5 protein-coding genes are annotated in these 4519 nt (G+C 64.6%); 3 read left to right on the top strand and 2 right to left on the bottom strand.

The features are described from left to right. The first annotated feature begins 125 nt into the window (after positions 1 to 125). Positions 126 to 470: a RidA family protein gene (locus EN994_RS19100; RefSeq protein ID WP_013532306.1), complete on the top strand. Its 345-nt coding sequence runs from the start codon at positions 126 to 128 to the stop codon at positions 468 to 470. Between the two features lie 45 nt (positions 471 to 515). Here the strand turns inward: EN994_RS19100 and hutC are convergent, their stop codons facing one another. Then, positions 516 to 1253 (bottom strand): histidine utilization repressor, encoded by a 738-nt coding sequence (gene hutC, locus EN994_RS19095; protein ID WP_082826433.1) that lies wholly within the window; start codon positions 1251 to 1253, stop codon positions 516 to 518. After that, positions 1250 to 2602 carry a formimidoylglutamate deiminase gene (locus EN994_RS19090; protein ID WP_024505593.1) on the bottom strand — a complete coding sequence of 451 codons (1353 nt, stop codon included), beginning with the start codon at positions 2600 to 2602 and terminating at the stop codon, positions 1250 to 1252. The genes hutC and EN994_RS19090 overlap by 4 nt, the downstream gene beginning before the upstream one ends. Before the next feature lie 98 nt (positions 2603 to 2700). Here EN994_RS19090 and hutI point away from each other — a divergent pair, with 98 nt between their 5' ends. Then, positions 2701 to 3936, top strand: a complete 1236-nt coding sequence (hutI, locus tag EN994_RS19085) for an imidazolonepropionase (RefSeq protein ID WP_063167743.1) — start codon at positions 2701 to 2703, stop codon at positions 3934 to 3936. Continuing rightward, positions 3933 to 4519, top strand: a 587-nt coding sequence (locus EN994_RS19080) for an aromatic amino acid lyase (RefSeq protein ID WP_164746011.1), incomplete at its 3' end; no start/stop codon positions are given. The genes hutI and EN994_RS19080, both read left to right, overlap by 4 nt.

The following is a 4519-nucleotide window of genomic DNA, read 5'->3' as shown; positions in this document are numbered from 1 at the left end:
GCAGGGTCAACTTGCCGTGTGTGCGTATCATATGCCGTTGGCCCAAGGGGATTCGACCTGGCGACCTTGCCCCAAGCCGGTCGCGACTCTAAAGAAGCGCAACCGCCACAGGAAGGAACCATCCAATGAGCATTCGTCGCATCGATGTCGGCCCGCGCATGAGCCAGATCGTCATCCATGGCAATACCGTCTATCTGGCTGGTCAGGTCGGCCAGCCAACCGGCAATGTCGCTTCGCAGACCAGGGACATCCTGGCGGCTGTCGACGAATTGCTGGCCAAGGCTGGCTCCGACAAGACCAAGATCCTGCAGGCGATCATCTGGCTGGCCGACATGAGCACCTTTGCCGAGATGAACGCGGAATGGGACAAGTGGGTGCCGCAGGGCAACACGCCAGCCCGCGCCACCGGCGAAGCAAAGCTCGCCGCCCCGGAATATCTGGTCGAGATTATTATTACCGCTGCGATTTGAGGCGTTGAAGCTGCCAATCTCCCCCCACGTGGGGGGAGATCAGCCTCACCCCTGCGGCCTGAACCTCGCCACCAGCGTGTGGCTCTCGGCCGCGTAGGTGAAGCGCACATGGGTGACCGGGTGCTCGGCGCTCCACGTCCGTCGCTCGACCACCAAGCAGGGCGCACCGGTTTCTATATCGAGTGCAGCCGCGATATGCCTGTCGGCGGCGACAGCGCGAATCCGGTGCTCGGCTTCGCTCCACGGCACGCGGCCAATCAGCCATGGTCCTGGTGCGGTGGCCACGAATTCCTCGTCCGCTGCCTCGGGCACGGCGGTGAGATTGATCAGCCGCTGTTCATGCGCGAACGGCCGCTCGCCGGCGAAATGACCGCACTCCAGCGCCAGCACCGGTCCGGCCACGCCGAGTTCCAGCAGCGCGCGATCCCCGGCGCTGCTGCGCCTTTTGTGTCGGGCGACGCGCTCGTAGCGATAGGGCAGGCCGAGCGCTTCGACCTCGATGCGGATATCGTGGATTTCCAGCACCGCGGCCTGCGACTGCGGCCGGCGCACAAAGCTGCCTGAGCGGCGGCGGCGCTCGATCAGTCCGGCCTTGGCAAGCTGCGACAGCGCCTTGTTCACCGTCATGCGCGAGCAATTGTATTGCACGCTCAACTCATGCTCGAACGGGATGCGATGACCGGGCGCCCAGGCGCCGGACAGGATTTTCTCGCTGATGTCGGAGAGGATGCGCTGGTGCAGCGAGCCGCCGCCTTCCGCCTCCACTGTACCGGCCATGCTCATGCCGAAAGCGCCGTCATCACGTTGCGAAAACGCTCAGCGATGGCCTCTCGCTTCACATGCCTGCCGCCGCTGACCTGTTTGCGGCCATGCACCCAGACGCAGTCGACCTTGCTGCCATTGGCGAAGATCCAGGCGTCGAGGATCGCGTCGCCACTCTTGCCGGCCAGCGAGGGATTTTTGGGATCGAGCGAGACAAGATCGGCGGATGCGCCGGCGGCGATCGCGGAAGCACCGGCGCCAAGCGCGACGCTGCCACCGTCGAGCGCGGCGTCGAACAGTGCGCGGCCGGTCGAGCCGCCTGCGACCGCCAGCACATTGCGGGCGCGGTGGGCGAGGCGCTGCGAATATTCGAGCTGGCGCAACTCGTCGGGCAGGCCGATGAGCACATTGGAATCGGAGCCGACGCCATAGCGGCCGCCATGTTCCCTGAACAGCGGCGCGGCAAAAGTGCCGTCACCGAGATTGGCCTCGGTGATCGGGCATAGGCCGGCGATGGCACCGCTTTTGGCCATGGCAACGGTTTCAGCATCGGTCATGTGGGTGGCGTGGATCAGGCACCAGCGCTTGTCGACTTTGGCATTGGCCAGCAGAAATTCGACCGGCCGCGCGCCCGACCAGGCAAGGCAATCCTCGACTTCTTTCACCTGCTCGGCAATGTGGATGTGGATAGGCCCGTCCGGCGCCAGGGCAGTCACGTCAATCAGTTCTTCCGGTGTCGCGGCGCGAAGGCTGTGCGGAGCGACGCCGACAACAGCCTGATCCAACGCGCGAACCGATTCGCGGCATTTCTCAACAAGCCGCGAGAATCGATTCACATCGTTGATGAATCGCCGCTGGCCTTCGTTTGGTGCGGCACCGCCGAAAGACGAGTGCGCATAAAACACCGGCAAAAGCGTCAGGCCGATGCCTGCCTCGCCGGCCGCGGCCGCAATGCGCTCGGCCATCTCGGCGAGGTTGGCGTAGGGTTTTCCATCGCGGTCGTGATGCAGATAGTGAAATTCGCCGACGCGGGAAAAACCGGCCTCCAGCATCTCGACATAGAGTTGTGCGGCAACCGCCTCGACCTGATCGGGCGTCATCGACAGGGCGAAACGGTACATCACCTCGCGCCAGCTCCAGAAACTGTCGGCGGAGGGGCCGCGAAGCTCGGCAAGGCCGGCCATGCCGCGCTGGAAGGCGTGGCTGTGCAAATTGGGCATGCCGGGCAACAGGATCGCGTGACGTTCGTCGCCGGCTGCCGCAGCAGCGCCAGGCTGAACGGCTGTGATGCGTCCCTCGGCCAGGGTAAGCCGCACATTTTCGCGCCAGCCATCGGGAAGGAGCGCCTGTTCCGCAAAGATCGCTGCCACTTTTCTCTCCGGTTCTCTGTGTCTCATGCGATGAAGGCACTTGCAGTGCGTTTCAATATGTATATACATAATCGTCATCGATTGAAACGGAAAAGATGATGGCTGCAAAGAGCAAAAGCCGGGCAGGGGATCTTCGTCTGTGGCGCAATGCGCGGCTGACGACAATGGCCGACGGGTCTGCCGGACTTGGCGTCGTCGAACATGGCGCGGTCGCTGCGCGTGACGGCCGCATTGTTTATGCCGGCCCCGAGTCGGAGCTGCCCCCGACACTTGCCCAGGGCGCCGAGACGGTTGATTGCGAGGGCCGCTGGATCACACCCGGCCTGATCGACTGCCACACCCATCTGGTCCATGCCGGCAACCGCGCCAACGAATTCGAGATGCGGCTGGCCGGCGCCACTTATGAAGAGGTCGCCCGGGCTGGTGGCGGCATAGTCTCCTCGGTCAAGTCGCTGCGCGCCGCCAGCGAGAGCGAACTGGTCACCCAATCACTGCCACGCCTCGATGCGCTGATTGCCGAGGGCGTAACCACCGTGGAGGTAAAATCAGGCTACGGCCTGGACCTCGAAAACGAGAAGAAGTCGCTGCGTGCCGCACGGCGGCTGGGCAACCAGCGGCCGGTGACGATCCGCACGACCTTCCTCGGCGCCCACGCGCTGCCGCCGGAAGCCAAGGGTGACAAGGACGCCTTTATCGATCTGGTCGCCAAGGAAATTCTCCCGGCGGTTGCCGCCGAGGGGCTGGCCGATGCCGTCGACGGTTTCTGCGAGGGCATCGCCTTTTCGCCGGAACAGATGGCGCGCGTCTTCGATGCTGCAAAGGCGGCCGGCCTGCCGGTCAAGCTTCATGCCGACCAACTGTCCAATTTGCATGGCGCCGAACTCGCCGCCCGTTACGGTGCGCTGTCGGCCGACCATCTCGAATACACCGATGAGGCAGGTGCAGCGGCGATGGCCAAGGCCGGAACCGTGGCGACGATCCTGCCCGGCGCCTACTATTTCATTCGCGAAACCAAGAAGCCGCCGATCGGCTTGTTTCGCCAGCACGGCGTCAGGATGGCTGTCGCCACCGACAACAATCCCGGCACTTCGCCGCTGACCTCACTGCTTCTGACCATGAACATGGCCGCGACCCTGTTCGGCCTGACCGTCGATGAATGCATTGCCGGCGTCACCCGGGAGGCGGCCCGCGCGCTTGGTTTGCTGGGAGAAACCGGCACGCTGGAAGCCGGAAAATCCGCCGACCTGGCGATCTGGAACATCGAGCGCCCCGCCGAACTCGTCTACCGCATGGGCTTCAACCCGCTGCATGCCCGCATCTGGAGAGGACAATGACCGAACTGACCCTGAAACCCGGCAATGCGACGCTGGCCGACTGGCGCGCCATCTATCGTGGCGCCGTGCCCAAGCTGGACGATGCCTGCCGGCCGAAAATCAAGGCGAGCGCCGAGGCCGTCGCTAGGATAGTCGCCAAGGGCGAGCCGGTCTATGGCATCAACACCGGCTTCGGCAAACTGGCCAGCGTCCGCATCCCGGCCGAGGATCTCGAGACCTTGCAGCGCAACATCGTCCTGTCGCACGCCGCCGGCGTCGGCGAGCCGATGCCGGTTGCCGTTTGCCGGCTGATGATGGCGCTGAAGCTCGCCAGCCTGGCGCAGGGCGCGTCGGGTGTGCGGCCGCAAACCATCGAGTTGCTGGAAGCGATGCTGGCCAACGACGTCATCCCGGTGGTGCCGGCGCAAGGTTCGGTCGGCGCCTCCGGCGACCTTGCCCCGCTATCGCACATGACGGCGGTGATGATCGGCGTCGGCGAATGTTTTACCCCACATGGCCGTTTCCCGGCCAAGGTCGCCTTCGTCTCGCATGGCCTGGAACCGGTGACACTGGGCGCCAAGGAGGGCCTGGCGCTGCTCAACGG

The organism is Mesorhizobium sp. M7A.F.Ca.CA.002.09.1.1 (assembly GCF_003998555.1).
GTDB classification, from domain to species: Bacteria; Pseudomonadota; Alphaproteobacteria; order Rhizobiales; family Rhizobiaceae; genus Mesorhizobium; species Mesorhizobium ciceri.
This window is presented reverse-complemented; position numbering and strand designations above follow the sequence as displayed.